This window comes from Streptomyces sp. NPDC043812 (assembly GCF_056436245.1).
Genome location: NZ_JBWKCY010000016.1, coordinates 50,752 through 67,764, shown reverse-complemented (window position 1 = coordinate 67,764; position 17,013 = coordinate 50,752). Strand labels below are relative to the sequence as shown.

General features: G+C 70.8%; 15 protein-coding genes and 1 tRNA gene. 11 read left to right on the top strand and 5 right to left on the bottom strand.

What is annotated here, in order from left to right; translation table 11 throughout:
* Positions 1–151: 151 nt before the first annotated feature.
* A tRNA-Ser gene (locus tag AC067Z_RS23355) sits at positions 152–238 on the bottom strand.
* 93 nt (positions 239–331) lie between these two features.
* A complete protein-coding gene (locus AC067Z_RS23350) occupies positions 332–1,864 on the bottom strand; it encodes a S1C family serine protease (RefSeq protein WP_478791516.1) in 1,533 nt (510 codons plus the stop codon).
* 414 nt (positions 1,865–2,278) lie between these two features.
* On the opposite strand from AC067Z_RS23350, the gene AC067Z_RS23345 reads away from it, so the two are divergent.
* From AC067Z_RS23345 to AC067Z_RS23335, 3 genes are all read left to right on the top strand, one after another.
* Complete coding sequence (locus tag AC067Z_RS23345) at positions 2,279–3,079, top strand: glycerophosphodiester phosphodiesterase (protein WP_478791515.1); 801 nt, start codon at positions 2,279–2,281, stop codon at positions 3,077–3,079.
* A 32-nt stretch (positions 3,080–3,111) separates the two neighbouring features.
* On the top strand, positions 3,112–3,732 hold the full coding sequence (locus AC067Z_RS23340; RefSeq protein WP_478791514.1) for an ATP-binding protein: 621 nt from the start codon (positions 3,112–3,114) through the stop codon (positions 3,730–3,732).
* A gap of 241 nt (positions 3,733–3,973) precedes the next feature.
* Positions 3,974–4,963 carry a DUF5926 family protein gene (locus AC067Z_RS23335; protein ID WP_478791513.1) on the top strand — a complete coding sequence of 330 codons (990 nt, stop codon included), beginning with the start codon at positions 3,974–3,976 and terminating at the stop codon, positions 4,961–4,963.
* A gap of 206 nt (positions 4,964–5,169) precedes the next feature.
* On the opposite strand, the gene AC067Z_RS23330 is transcribed toward AC067Z_RS23335, so the two are convergent.
* Both AC067Z_RS23330 and AC067Z_RS23325 read right to left on the bottom strand, forming a co-directional pair.
* Positions 5,170–5,799 carry a hypothetical protein gene (locus tag AC067Z_RS23330; protein ID WP_478791512.1) on the bottom strand — a complete coding sequence of 210 codons (630 nt, stop codon included), beginning with the start codon at positions 5,797–5,799 and terminating at the stop codon, positions 5,170–5,172.
* A 166-nt stretch (positions 5,800–5,965) separates the two neighbouring features.
* Positions 5,966–6,706, bottom strand: coding sequence for a bifunctional DNA primase/polymerase (locus AC067Z_RS23325; protein WP_478791511.1), 741 nt, complete (start codon positions 6,704–6,706; stop codon positions 5,966–5,968).
* Positions 6,707–7,205: 499 nt separating this feature from the next.
* On the opposite strand from AC067Z_RS23325, the gene AC067Z_RS23320 reads away from it, so the two are divergent.
* On the top strand, positions 7,206–8,756 hold the full coding sequence (locus tag AC067Z_RS23320; RefSeq protein WP_478791510.1) for a PP2C family protein-serine/threonine phosphatase: 1,551 nt from the start codon (positions 7,206–7,208) through the stop codon (positions 8,754–8,756).
* A 132-nt stretch (positions 8,757–8,888) separates the two neighbouring features.
* Positions 8,889–10,346, top strand: a complete 1,458-nt coding sequence (locus AC067Z_RS23315; protein ID WP_478791509.1) for an aminopeptidase P family protein — start codon at positions 8,889–8,891, stop codon at positions 10,344–10,346.
* 32 nt (positions 10,347–10,378) lie between these two features.
* Here the strand turns inward: AC067Z_RS23315 and AC067Z_RS23310 are convergent, their stop codons facing one another.
* The gene (locus AC067Z_RS23310) at positions 10,379–10,831 is read right to left on the bottom strand and encodes an ATP-binding protein (RefSeq protein ID WP_478791508.1); all 453 of its coding nucleotides are present in this window, start codon (positions 10,829–10,831) and stop codon (positions 10,379–10,381) included.
* A 204-nt stretch (positions 10,832–11,035) separates the two neighbouring features.
* Between AC067Z_RS23310 and AC067Z_RS23305 the strand changes: the two genes are divergently transcribed.
* The 6 genes from AC067Z_RS23305 to efeB all read left to right on the top strand — a co-directional run bounded on the left by AC067Z_RS23305 (position 11,036) and on the right by efeB (position 16,972).
* The gene (locus tag AC067Z_RS23305; RefSeq protein ID WP_478791507.1) at positions 11,036–11,809 is read left to right on the top strand and encodes a hypothetical protein; all 774 of its coding nucleotides are present in this window, start codon (positions 11,036–11,038) and stop codon (positions 11,807–11,809) included.
* 92 nt (positions 11,810–11,901) lie between these two features.
* Positions 11,902–12,642, top strand: coding sequence for a YcnI family copper-binding membrane protein (locus AC067Z_RS23300; RefSeq protein WP_478791506.1), 741 nt, complete (start codon positions 11,902–11,904; stop codon positions 12,640–12,642).
* A gap of 31 nt (positions 12,643–12,673) precedes the next feature.
* Positions 12,674–13,330 (top strand): SCO family protein, encoded by a 657-nt coding sequence (locus AC067Z_RS23295; RefSeq protein WP_478791505.1) that lies wholly within the window; start codon positions 12,674–12,676, stop codon positions 13,328–13,330.
* Positions 13,330–13,779, top strand: coding sequence for a copper chaperone PCu(A)C (locus tag AC067Z_RS23290; protein WP_478791634.1), 450 nt, complete (start codon positions 13,330–13,332; stop codon positions 13,777–13,779). The genes AC067Z_RS23295 and AC067Z_RS23290 overlap by 1 nt, the downstream gene beginning before the upstream one ends.
* A gap of 15 nt (positions 13,780–13,794) precedes the next feature.
* Positions 13,795–15,732, top strand: a complete 1,938-nt coding sequence (locus AC067Z_RS23285; RefSeq protein WP_478791633.1) for a copper resistance CopC/CopD family protein — start codon at positions 13,795–13,797, stop codon at positions 15,730–15,732.
* A 7-nt stretch (positions 15,733–15,739) separates the two neighbouring features.
* The gene (gene efeB, locus AC067Z_RS23280) at positions 15,740–16,972 is read left to right on the top strand and encodes an iron uptake transporter deferrochelatase/peroxidase subunit (RefSeq protein ID WP_478791504.1); all 1,233 of its coding nucleotides are present in this window, start codon (positions 15,740–15,742) and stop codon (positions 16,970–16,972) included.
* Positions 16,973–17,013: the final 41 nt, after the last annotated feature.

Here is a 17,013-nt window from a genome sequence, read left to right as displayed (position 1 = left end):
AATGGAGGGTTGGGGTGGTGGCTGGCCGCTGGGCCATGCCCCACCAGTGCCCGATCGAGCGGGGAACAACGGGGAACAGCCGTAGCCCACGGGAACCGTAAAGGGCGAAGGCTCCCGACCGATTTCGCTGGTCAGGAGCCTTCAAACACTGCGGTGGGTGTGGGATTTGAACCCACGGTGACATCGCTGCCACGACGGTTTTCAAGACCGTTCCCTTAGGCCGCTCGGGCAACCCACCCCGCCCCGGCCACCTGCGCCGGAGCGGGCTACAGACTACCGGGCGCCACGGCCGGGGCGCAGCAGCGTTCCGCGGCGGCGGGGAGGCCGGGCGTCAGCTGTCGCCCTTGCGTTCGCCGAGCACCACCTCGGCCGTGCGCTCCTGGCCGTCCCGCTCGTACGTCAGCGTGACCTTGTCGCCCGGCTTGTGGTTCCAGATCTCGCTGATCAGCGTCGGGCCGCTGTCGATCGCCTTGCCGTTGAACTTGATGATCACGTCGCCCGCCTTGAGGCCCGCCTTCGCCGCCGGGCCGTCGGACGTCACCGCTGCCGAGCCGCCCGCGCCCTCCGCAGCGATCTTGGCGCCCGACCCCTCGCCCGCCATGTCGACCGTGGCGCCGATCACCGGGTAGACCGGCTGGCCCGTCCTGATCAGTTGTTCGGCGACCGTCTTCGCCTGGTTGATCGGGATCGCGAAACCGAGGCCGATCGAACCCGCCTGGGACTGGCCGAGGCCGCTGCCCGCCGACTGGATCGCCGAGTTGATGCCGATGACCGCACCGCCCGCGTCGAGCAGCGGGCCGCCGGAGTTGCCCGGGTTGATCGACGCGTCGGTCTGCAGCGCACTCATGTAGGAGTTCTTGCCGCTGGAGCCGTCGCCCGAGGCCACGGGGCGGTTCTTCGCGCTGATGATGCCTGTGGTGACCGTGTTCGACAGGCCGAAGGGGGCGCCGATGGCGATCGTCGAGTCGCCCACCACGACCTTCTCGGAGTTGCCCAGCGGGAGCGGGGCAAGCCCGGAGGGGGCGTCCTTCAGCTTCAGTACGGCCACGTCGTAGCCCTGGGCCCGGCCCACGACCTCGGCGTCGTACTTCTTGCCGTTGGAGAAGATCACCGAGAGCTTGCCGCTGTCCGCGGCGGAGGCCACCACGTGGTTGTTCGTGAGGATGTGGCCTTCCCTGTCGTAGACGAAGCCGGTGCCCGTGCCGCCCTCGCCCTCGCCGCCGGAGCCGTCGAGGCCGCCGCCGCCCGACTTGGCCTCGATGGTGACCACGCTCGGCAGCGCCTTGCCGGCGACCGCGGCGACCGTGCCCGGCTCGCGCTTGAGGTCCTGCGGGGAGACGGCGGAGACCGTGGTCGAACCGGTGGAGTCGTCGTTGCGCTCGGCCGCCCAGTAGCCGATGCCGCCGCCGACGCCACCCGCGACGAGAGCCGCCACCAGCACCGCCGCGACCAGTCCGCCGGACCGCTTGGGGCGGGGCGCGGCCGCCGGAACGGGTGCGCCCCAGACAGGGCCGCCGCCCGCGCTGCCGTGGGAGGGGAGCACCGGGGGAGGCGGGGGCCACTCGGCGCCGGGGTACTGGGCCTCGGTCGGCGCTGTGGCCGGTGCGGGGGTGGACGGCGGGGCCTGATCACCGTGTACGGGGATCGGCGCTATGGCGGGCTCGGGCTGGGGGGAGTGCCCGGGCCGCTCGGCCGCGGCCGCCGCCGTCGTCTCGGAAGGAGCGGGCCTGCTGGCTCCGGGGTCGCCCGACGGGTGTCGATGCGTGGGGGCGGGTCCGGGAGTCGAACCCTCGGGAGCGGTGCCCGGCACAGGAGGTACGGACGGGGCGGCAGGAACCGCGTTGCCCTCGTTCTCGGTGCTCACAGCTCTGTCTCCTCAGGTTCCACATCGGTCTACGGCTTGGTGCGGGTGGTGCGGACGATCCGCGTAGGGCGGACCTGCTCGGCGTGCTCGGCAGCGGTTTCGGTTCGTACGGCGGGGGCTGCGCACGGCGGGAACCGTACGAGTCGACGACCGATCCGGGCGACGACCGTATGACGCGTACCGTCCAACTGTCTGCGGTCAGCTTTTCCCACGGCACGTCAGGCCACTGTAAGCAGGACCTGTGCGTATTCCGGCAATCCTTTACTTCCGGCATTACGGACGCACCTCAGGAACGGGTGCCCGGTGACCCCCCGGCGCCCTCCGCCGACCCGGTGAACACCGCTCACGGCCAGGAACGGCACGTTCCGCCCGACCCTGCTCCCGCCTACCCCATCTCGGTGACACCATGACGCGGTGACCCAAGCACGGCAGCACAACATTCAGGTCGTCGCCCACCGAGGTGCCTCCGAGGACGCCCCCGAGCACACCCTGGCGGCCTACCGGAAAGCGATCGAGGACGGCGCGGACGCGCTGGAGTGCGATGTACGACTCACCGCAGACGGTCATCTCGTCTGCGTCCACGACCGCCGCGTCAACCGCACCTCCAACGGCCGCGGCGCCGTGTCCGCGCTCGAGCTCGCGGATCTCGCCGCCCTCGACTTCGGCTCCTGGAAGGATGCCTCCGAGTCCCCGGACTGGAGGGATCCGTCCCTCACCTCCGTGCTCACGCTGGAACGGCTGCTGGAGCTGGTCGCGGATTCCGGGCGCCGCATCGAGCTCGCGATCGAGACCAAGCATCCGACCCGCTGGGCCGGCCAGGTCGAGGAGCGGCTGCTCGAGCTCCTCGGGCGGTTCGGTCTGGATGCCCCGGCGGCCACGGACGAGTCGCAGGTGCGGATCATGAGCTTCTCGGCCCGCTCCCTGCACCGGATCGCCGCCGCGGCTCCGGAGATCCCCACGGTGTATCTCATGCAGTTCGTCACGCCGCGGGTCCGGGACGGACGGCTGCCCGCAGGCTCGCGGATCGCCGGCCCGGGGATGCGGATCGTCCGCAGCCATCCCGGCTACATCGACCGGCTGCACCAGGCGGGCCATCGTGTCCACGTCTGGACGGTCAACGAGCCGGAGGACGTCGAACTCTGCGTTCGGCTGGGCGTCGAGGCAATCATCACCAACCGCCCCAAACAGGTCCTGTCCCAACTGGGCCGTGCGTAACTCCAGTTACAAGGAGTGCCCCGGCGCATTCATTGCGTGTTCGAACGTGTCGAGTGCGTCACTGCTGCGTGGTTGGCCGGTTTCCGGTCCAGTCCATTGGGGCATTCACACCGTGGCGTGGGGCAAAGGAGGTCTCGGGGGTGGCGTTTGTGGTGGCACAGGAGGTGCCCACGTCGTCGAGCATGGCCGTACCCCATGGCCCTGCGGGCGTGGGCGAGGCACGACACCGGATGCGTGAGCAGCTGAACCGCAGCGGCGTGTCCGAGGCGGTCGTCGACGATGCAGTTCTCATCCTTTCCGAACTTCTCAGCAATGCCTGCCGTCACGGCAGACCACTGGGCCGCACCGAGGTGGGCGAGGGCGACATCCGCGCCGCCTGGCGTGTGGACGCTTTCGGCCGGCTCACGGTCGAGGTGACGGACGGAGGCGGTCCCACCCGCCCCGTTCCGGCGACGCCGTCGGTCACCGCACGCGGCGGCCGTGGGCTGAACATCATCACGGCACTGGCCCAGGAATGGGGCGTGCGCGACAGCGTGACCGGCGAGGTCACCGTGTGGGTGATCGTCACCGAAGGGCACCGGCGCGAGGACTTCGCTACGCGCGTCGCCGGCCCGTCCTTCGATTTCGCCGACACCTTCGACGATCTGGACTGACCACCCCGATCGCTGCACCCGACCACCGCCGGCCCGACCACGGCCGGCGGCAGGACTCCGCAGCCACGCCGCACACCGTTCCCCGCGCCGAGAGCGGTGGGCCGGCGAGCATCGGCTGGCCACCGAGGCGTCGACGGCGGCACACGGTCGTGCCGTTGTGAGGCACTGCACCCCGGAACGGCGGCATGCGGCTAGGCTCGCGCCCGACACAGCACCGCCGCAATCGGGAGAAAGCCACACCATGGCCAAGAAGCGCCCCCAGACGAAGGCGACGAAGCCTCAGACCAAGACCGGGGCCCGTGCCGCGGGCGTCAACGAGCCCGTGCCGGTCGTGGGCGCCCGCGAGCCCTGCCCGTGCGGTTCGGGCCGCCGTTACAAGGCCTGTCACGGCCGGGCCGCCGCGCACGCCGTGACCGAGCTGGTCCAGCGCCCGTTCGAAGGGCTGCCGGGCGAGTGCGACTGGGTGGCCCTCCGCGAACTGGTGCCCGCCGCGACCGTCGAGCTGACCCTCAAGGACGGGCTGCCCGAGGGCGTCCCGTCGGTGACGCTTGCGACCGTCCTGCCGATGGCGTGGCCCGCCCTGCGACGCGACGACGGTTCCGTCCTGCTCGGTCTGCAGAACGACACCCCCTCCGGCGACCTCAGCCGTGACCTCGCGAGCACGCTTCAGCGGGCGCTTACAGCCGCGCCCGGCACCCCCGTCACCGGGGGCGGTTCGGCCGACCCCGTACGGCTGCAGGATCTGCTCGACCCGGACGCCGCGTTCACGCCGGACGTCCATTCCGGCTTCGAGTTCTGGGTGCCCGATTCGGCGGAACAGGCTTCTCCGGAGGTCTCCGCGTCCCTGGAGCGTGCGAACGCCGCGGCGATCCCGACGGTGAAGCTCACCGGAGTCGACTCCGCCTACTGGTGCGAGACCCCGGAGAAGAACCACCTGCGGTGGGTCATGCCGCACGCCGAGGAGAAACTGCTCGACGCGCTCGCCAGGCTGCACGCCGCCGGCACGTCCTCGCTCGGCGACGACACCCGGCTCGTCGGGTCCTTCCGTGCGCACGGACTGATGGTCCCGGTGTGGGACCTGCCGAGCGGGATGGGCGCGGAGGAGTGCGAGAAGCCAGCCGCCGAGTTCGCCGAGCGGCTTGCGTCGGCCCTCGAGAACGACGCTCCGCTGACCCCCGAGGAGCGCCGTGCGCGCGGTGGTCTCACCAACCGCCAGGTCACGCTCAGCTGAGAGTGACGAAATACTCGCGCACCCCGGGTGACTCCAGTCACAACTCGCTCTGACGACAGGTAAATCCCTGTCCGAATACCAGAGATCGAATTTGCGAACCGCGGATCTCTTGTTACCGTTCTAGAAGCCCGGTCGCTGGTGCATCCCCCGTCGCCAGCGACCGGGCGCTTCCATTTCCGGCCTGACCCGCGAGACAGGCCGAAGCATCAACGCCCCCTCAACTCCGCCGAGTTGCTCCCGGAGCGCAGCAGCAGCAGCCCCTCTGTGCCGGCCCATGAAGCGGCGAACTCCGCAATGGCCGAGTAGGCAGACGGTGCACCCAGTGACCGCTCCCGAGGTGTTTCACAGGTACGCGGCTCGTCGCCCGCCGCTTCCCCGCAGTTCATCTGCCATGTACGCCCGCCGGGCGCCATCAGGGTCAGTACGGACGTCAATTCCTCGCCCGTCGCATTGCGGTAATACGTACGTGCCCATGTTTCGCGGCCCTGAGTGAGGATGCACGTCTGCGCCTCCACCCCGTCGGGGGAGGCGAGTTCCGGCCCACATCGTTCCGCGGCGCGTGGTGGGAGCCGCCGGTCTGCTCCAGTACCATTCGCCGCCCCGAACTCGGCGGTCCTCTCGGTGTCGTCGGACGCATCCTCGGGACCGGCCCCGTCAGGGGCTCCGAGCCCCGGCAGTAGAGGGCCGTCCCCGCCGCCCCCGCCGTCGGACGCCTTCGCGTCCACGGACGGCTCGGTTCCGGGGCGGGGGGTGAAGGCCGTGCCCGCGGACGCGGCCAGCGGCAGCAGGGCGCCGAGTACCACTGCGGCGGTGAGCCCGATCATGCGGAGATTCATGGGCCACCTGCCGACTGCGGGGGAATTCCTGACGGTTGCCCGAAGATATCCGCGAAATAAGGGCGCGCCGACGGGTGCGCGCCCAATTCCGTGACAACTGCGCCGAGCTCTTACCCGTACGAGTGACCCGCCGGACGACCGGTACCGGCCAGAGCCGGTACCGACGTCAATAGGCGAGCCGGCTGCCCTCGCCCGCCTCCGGCGGGTACAGCCCGCTCTCCGGCGCGCTGGTGGCGCTCGCCTCGACCAGCGCGTCCACCACCGCCTCCACATCCGGAAGCCAGGGCGCCGCGGAACCGGGCAGTGGTGCCCGCTCCCAGCGCACCTGCCCGGTGCCGGTCTCCGACGGCGGCAGCACGAGATAGCCGCCCTCACCGTGGAACCGGAGCGAGCTGGGCACGCAATCCTTGACGAAGAGCAGTTCGCCGAGCTGCTCCAGGGAGTACGGGGCGACCAGCAGCGACCACCGGGTGGGGGTCGCGAGGACGGGGCCCAGTCTCATGTCCATCCGGTCGAGTACCGCCAGCGCCTTGGCCGCGGCGACCGCGGGCAGGCTCACGGCGCACGGCGCACGGCCTCCGGTGGCCAGCACGACCGGTGCGGTGGGCCGGTTGGTCCACCACCAGCGGACCATGCGCTCGTCGGTGGTGGCAGTCAGGATTCCGGGGTCGAAGGGGTGCGCGCCGGGGACGACGCACTCGGGGTCGGGGCAGGCGCAGCCGCGCCCGCGGTCGTCACCGCTTCTTTTCGGGCCCGCCGCGGCGCTGCCGCCTGCGGCCTTGAGTCCCACACCGGGGAGCACGGGCCATTCCCACTCGACGGCGCAGGTGAGCGCCGCTGCGAGCTGAACAGGCCCCTTGTTGCGCCGGTACCAGAGCCTGCGTCGCCTTCCGAGGATCTCGCGCATGAGCGCTCGTTCCTTTCCGTTGAACGCCGGGGTCCACATCACTACACGTGTGCGATCTTCACTGTGCGTACAAATGCGTACTGATCGGCGCGTCACCGCCCGTGCCTCTGGCATGGGCGCCCTCGTTTCGCCGGCGGCAGGATCGCCGCCCGAGGGCCGAACGTCGGCTGTAGTCCATTAAACGCATGGCGAGGGGTGGCGCGCGCCTGGCGCTCGCTGTTGCCCGCGGTAACTTTTCCCCGCCACTCGAGGAGTGGGGCGCGGCCTCCGACTATTGGGACGCCCGGGCCCGCTGTCGGGTTCCGGAGCGGTCCAACTGCCCCTGGCCGTCACCGTTTACGTACACGTACCCAGCACGCTTGGAATGACGCTTTCCCTGAGGTCCACACCCCGGGGGTCCCCCTGCCGAACGCCTTCAGTCGACCGCAATCGTCCGCCATCGGGTGCATTTTTCAGCCAAGTTACAAGCCCCCCAGACACCATCAATCCCACCGGGACAGTGCTGGACATCACCTTACGTGGGCGTGTAGATGTGGATGCAGTGATAGCGGCGCAGAATGACATGGGGGTTTGCGATGCTATTGAGCAGTACGCACCTGCCGGAAAGTCGGCTGCCATGAGCGCCCCACACCTGCCGAAAGTGGCTGGAATCGATTCAACGGTTCCGGCTCCCACGCACACTGCCACCCCACTGTCGTCCGAATCCGTTGCTCCGCCCGCCGCCGGCGCGGTGATCCAGGACCGCCTGGCCGGCTGGGTCTCCGACCTCACCACCCTCCATGAACTCACCGAGCGTCTGATCAGAACCGGCACGCTCGACGACGCGCTCGACGAGCTGCTGAACGCCGGCGCCGCACTCGTGGGCGCGCGACGCGGGATGGTCGTCCTCGAACCCGCCCGCAACCCCGCGCGCGACGGCTCGTTCCCGTCCCGCCAGGGACTCCCCCGCACCCGGGGCCTCGGTCTGAGCCACGCCGACCTCGGCCACATCGAGACCGTGCCGCGTGAGGTCACGGCGTACGGGTCGATCCTGGACGGGCGTCTCCCCGGCGGTTCGGAGGGGCCCGACGGAACCCCCGGGCCCGTCGCCCATCCCGATCTGCTCGCCGACGACCATCTGCATCCCCTGCACCGCGAGGTCGCCGTGCGCCTCGGCTACGCCGCGAGCTACACCGCACCTCTGGTCACCGAGGAGGCCGGCACCCTCGGCGCCGCGGTCTGGTTCTACGACGAGCCCGCCGCCCCCGTGGAACGGCAGATCCATCTCTCGGGCCTCTACATGCGGTACGCCACCGAGCATCTGGCGCGACTGCTCGAGCTGGAGCACGCCCGGGCGACGGTCGCGACGGTCGCCGAGGAACTGCTGCCCAGCCGGCTGCCGAGGGTGCCCGGTGTCCAGCTCGCGGCCCGCCACCGCACGGGCGGGAACGGCGGTGGCGACTGGTACGACGCGCTGCCGCTGCCCGAGGGTGCCCTCGGTCTCGCGGTCGGTTCGGTCAGCGGGTCGGGGCCGAGCGCACTCGCCGCGATGGGCCGGCTGCGCGCGTCCCTGCGGGCGTACGCCGTGATGGAAGGCGAGGATCCGGTCGCGGTGCTCTCCGACCTGGAGCTCCTGCTGCGACTGACCGAGCCCGCGCGCACGGCGACCGCGCTGTTCGCCTATGCCGAGCCGGCCGCCCGGAAGATCGTGCTGGCCGGGGCCGGGCACACACCGCCGCTGCTGATCGGCGAGCGGCGGACGGAGTTCGTCGAGACGTCGCTGTCGGCTCCGCTCGGGATGCTCGCGTGCTGGGAGGCGCCCAGCGTGGAGCTGTCCCCGGAACCCGGAGAAACGGTGCTGCTGTACACCGACGGACTGCTGCGGCGCACCGGCGACGCCATGGACCGGGCCTTCGCCCGGCTGCACGCGGCCGCAGCGAGCGTGCCCAAGGCCGCCAGGGTCGACCCTGGGGCGGTCGCCGACCATGTGCTGCGCTCGGTGCTGCCGGAAGGGCCGGCCCGCGCCGACGACGGCGAGGACATTGTCCTGCTGGCCGCCCGTTTCGACTGATTCCTCACATCTTCGCCAACCCGCCCCGGGCCGTCTTCCGGTCGCACATACGATGGAGTCGTCCCTCCGCCCGAACGGCGGACGGGACCCGATGTCGGAATCGTGAAAGGCCGAAAGGCCCTGGAGGCAGACGTGGCGGAGGACCTCACCCCGGAGACCCCGGAAGAGGAAGAGCAGCCGATCAAGCAGCGCAAGAACAGCCTGTACCCGGGCGTGTCCGACGAGCTGGCCGAGAACATGACGACCGGCTGGGCCGACACCGAGCTCCACGGGCTGGAGCCCATCGCGCAGGCCGAGCACACGGCCGCCCGCCGGGCCGCCCTCTCGGCGCGCTTCCCCGGTGAGCGCCTGGTGATCCCCTCCGGCAATCTCAAGACCCGGTCGAACGACACCGAGTACAGCTTCCGCTCGTCCACCGAGTACGCCTACCTGACCGGCGACCAGACCGAGGACGGCGTCCTGGTCCTGGAGCCCGAGGGTGACGGCCATGTCGCCACCGTCCATCTGCTGCCGCGCTCCAACCGTGAGAACGGCGAGTTCTGGCTGTCCGGTCAGGGCGAGCTGTGGGTCGGCCGCCGCCACTCCCTCGCCGAGGCCGAGCAGCTGCTCGGCATCCCCGCCCAGGACGTGCGCGAACTGACCGGCAAGCTGCGCGAGGCGACCGGCCCGGTGCGCGCCGTCCGCGGCCACGACGCCGGCATCGAGGACGCGCTGGCCGACAAGGTCACCGCCGAGCGCGACGAGGAACTGCGCGTGTACCTCTCCGAGGCGCGTGCCGTGAAGGACGCCTTCGAGATCGGTGAGCTGCAGAAGGCCTGCGACTCGACCGCACGGGGCTTCGAGGACGTCGTCAAGGTCCTGGACAAGGCCGAGGCCACCAGCGAGCGCTACATCGAGGGCACGTTCTTCCTGCGCGCCCGCGTCGAGGGCAACGACGTCGGCTACGGCTCCATCTGCGCCGCCGGTCCGCACGCCACCACCCTCCACTGGGTCCGCAACGACGGTCAGGTCCGCTCCGGTGACCTGCTGCTGCTCGACGCCGGAGTAGAGACCCACACGCTCTACACGGCCGACGTCACCCGCACCCTGCCCATCAACGGCCGCTACACCGAGATCCAGCGCAAGATCTACGACGCGGTGTACGAGTCCCAGGAAGCAGGCATCGCGGCGGTCAAGCCGGGCGCCAAGTACCGGGACTTCCACGACGCCTCGCAGCACGTGCTCGCCGAGAAGCTCGTCGAGTGGGGCCTCGTCGAGGGCCCGGTGGAGCGTGTCCTGGAGCTCGGCCTGCAGCGCCGCTGGACCCTGCACGGCACCGGCCACATGCTCGGCATGGACGTCCACGACTGCGCCGCCGCGCGCACCGAAGCGTACGTCGACGGCACGCTGGAGCCCGGCATGTGCCTGACCGTGGAGCCCGGACTGTACTTCCAGGCGGACGACCTGACGGTGCCGGAGGAGTACCGCGGCATCGGCGTCCGCATCGAGGACGACATCCTGGTCACCGAGGACGGCAACCGGAACCTCTCGGCCGCGCTGCCGCGCCAGGCCGACGAGGTCGAGGCCTGGATGGCCTCGCTCAAGGGCTGACCGGCAACGACGAGGTGCCGAGGGCGCGCCGCTCAGGAAACCCTGAGCAGCGCGCCCTCGCGCCATTTGAGGATCTTGTCGAAGCTGACCACCGCGCCTCGGCCCGGGCGGCTGCGCACGTGCACATGGTCGGCAAGCTGCTCGATCAGACACAGTCCGCGGCCGCTCTCCGCCACGGCCGACGCGGTGTGCCCGCAGTGCGAACCCCGCCGCGGGACGAACCCCGGACCCGAATCCGCAACCTCGATGCGGCACTTCTCGCCGTCGAGATAGGCCGTCACCCGATACCCGGCCGACCCGGCGCCGGTGTCCCTGTCGCCGCCGTGCTCCACGGCGTTGGCGCACGCCTCCGTCAGGGCCACCGACAGGTCGTAGGAGATCTCCGGGTCGACGCCCGCGGTCTCCATGGTGCCGAGCAGGAGTCGGCGGGCCAGCGGGACGCTCGCAGCCTCGCGTCGCAGATGGAGGGACCACCAGATGCTCATGCTCCAGCCTCCCGGCCGCGGCTCGACATACCGATACGTATTGCCCGTGGACACGGTCGGTAAGCGCAATCACACTGTGACGGCCCTCATTCGGCGGATGCGCACCCGCGCAGTCCGGTGTATGCCGACGGCGCACGGCGGCAAACGGGATCTTCCGGACCTGCCGTACGGACTCCGACGGCGCAGTGCGATGATGACCCGGCCATGTCGTCCATGCACCACGCACGTGCCGGAGCCGGTCTGCGGCTGCTGAGGGCCGCGGTGTTCACCGCGGTCTGCGTCGTGCTGTCCGGGACCGGGCATGTGCTCGCGGCCTGCGAGTCGGTGCCGCTGTGGACACTCGCCCTCGGGTTCGCCGGGGTGTTCGCCCTCGTGCTGCCGTTCGCGGGACGGCAGCGTTCGCTGCCCGCCATCGCCGCGGTGCTCACCGCGGGACAGCTCGGGCTGCACTCCCTCTTCGGCGTCGGACAGAGCAGACTCCACCTGGCGCAGACCGCCGACGACGCGCTCGTCAGGCTGGCGGCGAAGCTGGTGTGCGGGGCGGGCGCCGCCTCGATCAGCCCCACCGACGCCCGGCGCATCGTCACCACGGCCGGCGTCGACCCGCACGCGCACCTCGCCCACACCCATGCCGCCGAGGCCGCGGCGACGGGCCCGGAACTGCCCTCGCTGACCATGGTGCTCGGGCATCTGCTGGCCGGCGTCGCGACCGGGTTCCTGCTGCGTCGCGGGGACGCCGCCCTGCTGCGGCTCTCCGCCGACTCGGCGCACGAGGTGGCCGACGGGACGCTGCTGCGTGCGCTGCGCGCCGCGCTCGTTCTCGTACGCGCCCTGCGGGCCGGACTGCCCGGTGCGCCCGGCCGTGCCCCGCGCCCGGCGGCGCCTTCGGCCGGGGCGCCTCCGGCGTCGGTCGGCGAAGTACTCCAGCACACGGTGATCAGGCGCGGGCCGCCGCGCGTATACGTGCTCAGCGCATAATCGCGGCTCACTCACGGGAGTGGAGCCGCTGTGCCCGCGCATCCCTGTGTGCCGGCGCTCCCTCGTCTCTCCCTCACCGTGGAGTGTTTGCCATGAACGTTTCCCGCATCGCCGCCGCTGCCGTGGTCGCCGCCACCTCCGTCGTCGTCTTCTCCGGCGCCGCCTTCGCGCATGTGAGCGTGCAGCCGCAGGGCGAGGCCGCCAAGGGCGGCTACGCCACCGTCAACTTCAAGGTGCCCAACGAGCGCGACAACGCCTCGACCGTCAAGGTCGAGGTCAACATGCCCTCCGAGCACCCGCTGGCGTCCGTGATGCCGCAGCCCGTCCCCGGCTGGAAGGTCGAGGTGACGAAGGCCAAGCTCGACAAGCCGCTCGACGTGCACGGCAAGCAGATCACCGAGGCCGTCTCCAAGGTCACCTGGACCGCAGACGGTTCCAAGATCGGCCCCGGTCAGTTCCAGCAGTTCCCGCTCTCGCTCGGCCGGCTGCCCGAGGACACCGACCAGATGGTCTTCAAGGCCCTCCAGACGTACGACAACAAGGAGGTCGTGCGCTGGATCGAGGAGACGAAGGAGGGTGGCGAGGAGCCCGAGTCGCCCGCTCCGGTGCTGCAGCTGTCGGCCGCCACCGAAGACCACCACGGCGGCGGCGCGACCGGCGCCGCGGCGAAGGACGACAAGAACGCCGGCCACGACGAGAAGGAGGCCACGACCACGGCCGCCTCCTCGGACAGCAGCGACTCGACCGCCCGCATCCTCGGCATCGTCGGCATCGTCATCGGCGCCGCCGGGGTCGCCTTCGGTGTCCTGGCCGGCCGTCGCCGCACCTCCTGAGCTCTCGCACACCACGTCTGGAAACAGCTCTATGCGCAAGAAGAACGTGCTCGCGGCCGCGCTCGTCGTGGCCGCGGCACTGACCCTGTCCGCCTGTTCCTCCGAGGAGAACGGCGGCTCCAAGCCCCAGTTCGACATCTCGGCCGAGAAGAAGACCAAGGCGGCGACAGTCCTCGACAAGCCGTACACCAAGCCGGATCTCGTGCTGACCGACACCCGGGGCAAGAAGTTCGACCTGCGGGAGCGGACCAAGGGCAGGCCGACGCTGATCTACTTCGGCTACACGCACTGCCCCGACGTCTGCCCCCTGACGATGAGCAACATCGCCATCGCCAGGAAGCAGCTTCCCAAGGCCGACCAGGACAAGCTCCAGGTCGTGTTCGTCACCACCGACCCGGAGCGGGACACCGCCGCCGAGCTCGCCAAGTGGCTGCCGAGCGCGGGCGACCCCTCCTTCATCGGTCTCACCGGCGACTTCCCGACCATCCAGGCAGGGGCACGCCAGATGGGCATCGGCATCGACCCGCCGAAGAAGGAGAAGGACGGCACCGTCGTGTCCATGCACGGCGCGCAGGTGATCGCCTTCTCGCCGAAGACCGACGGGGGTTACGTGTTGTACGGCGAGGACACCACCGCCGACGACTACGCCAAGGATCTGCCGAAGCTGATCGAGGGGGAGACCCCGTGATCCGCCGGAACGCCGCTCTCGCCGTTGCCCTGGCCGCGAGCGCGGGTCTGGTGCTGGCGGGCTGCTCGGCGGACGAGGCCCCCGAGTTGAAGGTCAGCGGCGCGTTCATTCCGCAGCCGTTGGACGACATGGCCGCCGGATTCCTGACCGTCGAGAACAACGGCGGGGCGGCGGACAAGCTCACCTCGGTCACCAGCGACATATCCGACGACGTCACGATCCACGTGACGAAGAACCAGAAGATGCAGCAGGTGAAGGCCTTCGACATCCCCGCGGACGGAAGGCTCGACCTCGAACGCGGCGGCAGCCACATCATGTTCATGGCGCTGAAGAAGCAGCCGAAGGAGGGCGACGAGGTCGCCCTCGAGCTGCACTTCGAGAAGTCGGATCCGATCACGGTGGAGGTCCCCGTCAAGGAGACCACCTACAACCCCGGCACCGAGCAGTGAGGGACTGATCGCATGATGACCGCCACCGCCCCGCGCTTCGGCCCGTCCCCGCTCCGCCTCGTGCTCGCCGTGACCGTGCTCGTCGGCACGCTCCTCGGCGCGCTGCTGGCCGGAGCGGGCCCCGCAGCGGCGCACGCCGCGCTGCTCACGAGCAACCCGAAGGACGGGGCGGTGGTACCCACCGCGCCCAAGGAGGTCACGCTCACCTTCTCCGAGCAGATAGCCATGGGCAACGACTCCATCCGCGTGCTCGAACCGAGCGGCAAACGCGCCGACGTCGCCAAGATCCGCGATCTCGGCGTCGGCGGCACCGTCGTGTACGGAGTCGATCTGCACGCGGGGCTGCCCAACGGCACGTACACCGTGGCCTGGCAGGCGGTCTCCGCGGACAGCCACCCCGTCTCCGGCGCCTTCACCTTCTCCATCGGCGCACCCTCGAAGACGACGGTCGCGCTGCCCGAGCAGGAGGTCGGTGGCGGAGTCGTCGGAGTCCTGTACGGGATCGCGCGCTACGCCGCGTACGGCGGTTTCGTGCTGCTGGCGGGCGGGGCCGCGTTCATCCTGATCTGCTGGCGGCGCGGCGCGACCGTACGGCCGGTGCAGCGACTGGTCGTCCAGGGCTGGCTGACACTGACCGCCGCCACCCTCGCCATGCTGCTGCTGCGCTCCCCCTACACCGGGTCGGGCAAGCTCGGGGACGCCCTCGATCTCGGCGCCCTGGGCGACGTGCTGGAGACCAAGACCGGTGCCGCGCTCGTCTCGCGACTGCTGCTGCTCGGAGCCGCCGCGCTGTTCGTCGCGGTCCTGTTCGGCGCCTACACCAGGCGCGAGGACGAGGCGGAGAAGAAGGACCTCACCTTCGGACTGGCCATGGGCGGCACGGTCGTGGCCGCCGGGATCGCCGCGACATGGGCGCTGTCGGAACATGCGTCGACCGGCATCCAGCCGGGCCTCGCGATGCCGGTGGACGTCCTGCACCTGTTGGCCGTCGCGGTCTGGCTCGGCGGTCTCGCCACGCTGCTGACCGCGCTGTACCGGACGCCGTCGGTGGAACGGACGGCGGTGCAACGCTTCTCGACCGCCGCGTTCGCCAGTGTCGTCGTGGTGACCGTGACCGGGATCTACCAGTCGTGGCGCCAGGTCGGCTCGTGGTCGGCGCTCACCGGAACCCGGTACGGACAACTGCTGCTGCTCAAGATCGGCCTGGTCGTGGTGCTGGTCGGCGTCGCCTGGATCTCACGGCGCTGGACGGCGCGGCTGTCCGAGGTGGCGGCAGCCGAGGAGTCCGCGGTCGAGAAGTCCCCGGCGGAGTCCGACGAGGACGAGAAGGACGAGGACGAGAAGACCGCGGCCTCGGACAGCACCCCGGCCGACGCGGAGCGCGCGGCCCAACTCGCCCGTCAGAAGGCCGCCGTGGCGACCGCCGAGCGCAAGCGGACTAGGGACGCGGATGCCGAGCGCTCGGGACTGCGCCGCACCGTGCTCGCCGAGGCGGGGATCGCCGTGGTCCTGCTGGCCGTGACGACCGTCCTGACGTCGACCGAGCCGGGCCGCACGGAGGAGGAGGCCGCGGTTGCGGGCAGTTCCCCGTCCGCGCCGTCCGTTCCGGCCGGACCGACCGAGATCGAGCTGCCCTTCGACACCGGCGGCGCAAACGGCAAGGGCACCCTGCGGCTCAGCCTCGACCCCGCACAGCCCGGCGCCAACGAGATGCACGTCTGGGCCGAGTCGCCGGACGGCAAACCGCTGGACGCGCCCGAGCTGAAGGTGTCGTTCACCCTGAAGGCGAAGCAGATCGGTCCGCTGCCGATCACCCCGGACCGGGTCACCGCGGGACACTGGTCGGCGAGCGCGGTCCAGATCCCGATGCCCGGCACCTGGCAGGTGAAGGTGACGGTGCGGACCTCCGACATCGACCAGACCACCCTCGACAAGAACATCAAGATCGGCTGATCCACCCGTGAGCGACAACGACATCTCCAGGCGGCGGCTGCTCGGCACCGCCGGTGCGGCCGGTGCGACCGGGCTGCTGTTCGGGGCGGCGGGCGGCGCGGCGGCGTACGCCTCTGCCACCGACGCCGCCCCGACGGCGCTGACCTCCCTCGGCGCCACCGAGATCGCCTTCCACGGCACGCATCAGGCGGGGATCACCGACCCGCAGCAGGCCCACGGCCACCTCGTCGCCTTCGACCTGGCGGCCGGCGCGGGCCGCAAGGAGGCGGCCGCGCTGATGCGGCGCTGGTCGGCGCTGGCTGCGGAGCTCACGGCCGGGCGGCCGACGGGGGACGGCGACACCGGTATCGCGCTGGACGCCGGACCGTCGTCGCTGACCGTCACCTTCGGGTTCGGGCGCAGCTTCTTCGACCGTACGTCCCTGGTCACCCAGCGGCCGCCGGAGCTGGACCCGTTGCCGCGCTTCTCGTCCGACCGGCTCGACACGAAGCGTTCCGACGGCGATCTGTGGGTGCAGATCGGCGCGGACGACGCGCTGGTCGCCTTCCACGCCCTGCGGGCGGTGCAGAAGGCGGCGGGCGAAGCCGCCCGGGTGCGCTGGCAGATGAACGGATTCAACCGCTCGCCCGGGGCGACCGCACAGCCGAGGACCGCGCGCAACCTGATGGGCCAGGTCGACGGCACCCGTAATCCGAAGCCGTCCGAACCCGACTTCCAGCAGCGGATCTTCGTGCCGGAGAAGACGAAGTACGCGTGGATGGCAGGCGGCTCGTACGCGGTCGTGCGCCGCATCCGGATGCTGCTCGACGACTGGGAGAAGCTGCCGCTGAAGAAGCAGGAGCAGGTCATCGGGCGGCGCAAGTCCGACGGCGCCCCGCTCACCGGCGGCACGGAGACCACCGAGCTCGCCCTCGACAGGACCGGGCCCGACGGACAGCTCGTGGTTCCCGCGAACGCGCACGCCCGGATCTCCGCCCCCGAGCAGAACGGCGGAGCAGCGATGCTGCGGCGCCCCTTCTCCTTCCACGACGGAATCGCCGCGGACGGGACCCCCGACGCCGGGCTGCTCTTCGTCTGCTGGCAGGCGGATCCGCTGCGCGGCTTCGTGCCCGTTCAGCGCAAGCTCGACCGGGGCGATGCGCTGTCGCCTTTCATCCGGCACGAGGCCAGCGGACTGTTCGCGGTGCCGGGCGGGCCCGGCAAGGGCGAGTACGTGGGGCAGCGACTGCTGGAGAGCTGACGGCGGCCGTCGGAGTTGCGCACGGCGCATTAGGGTGACGT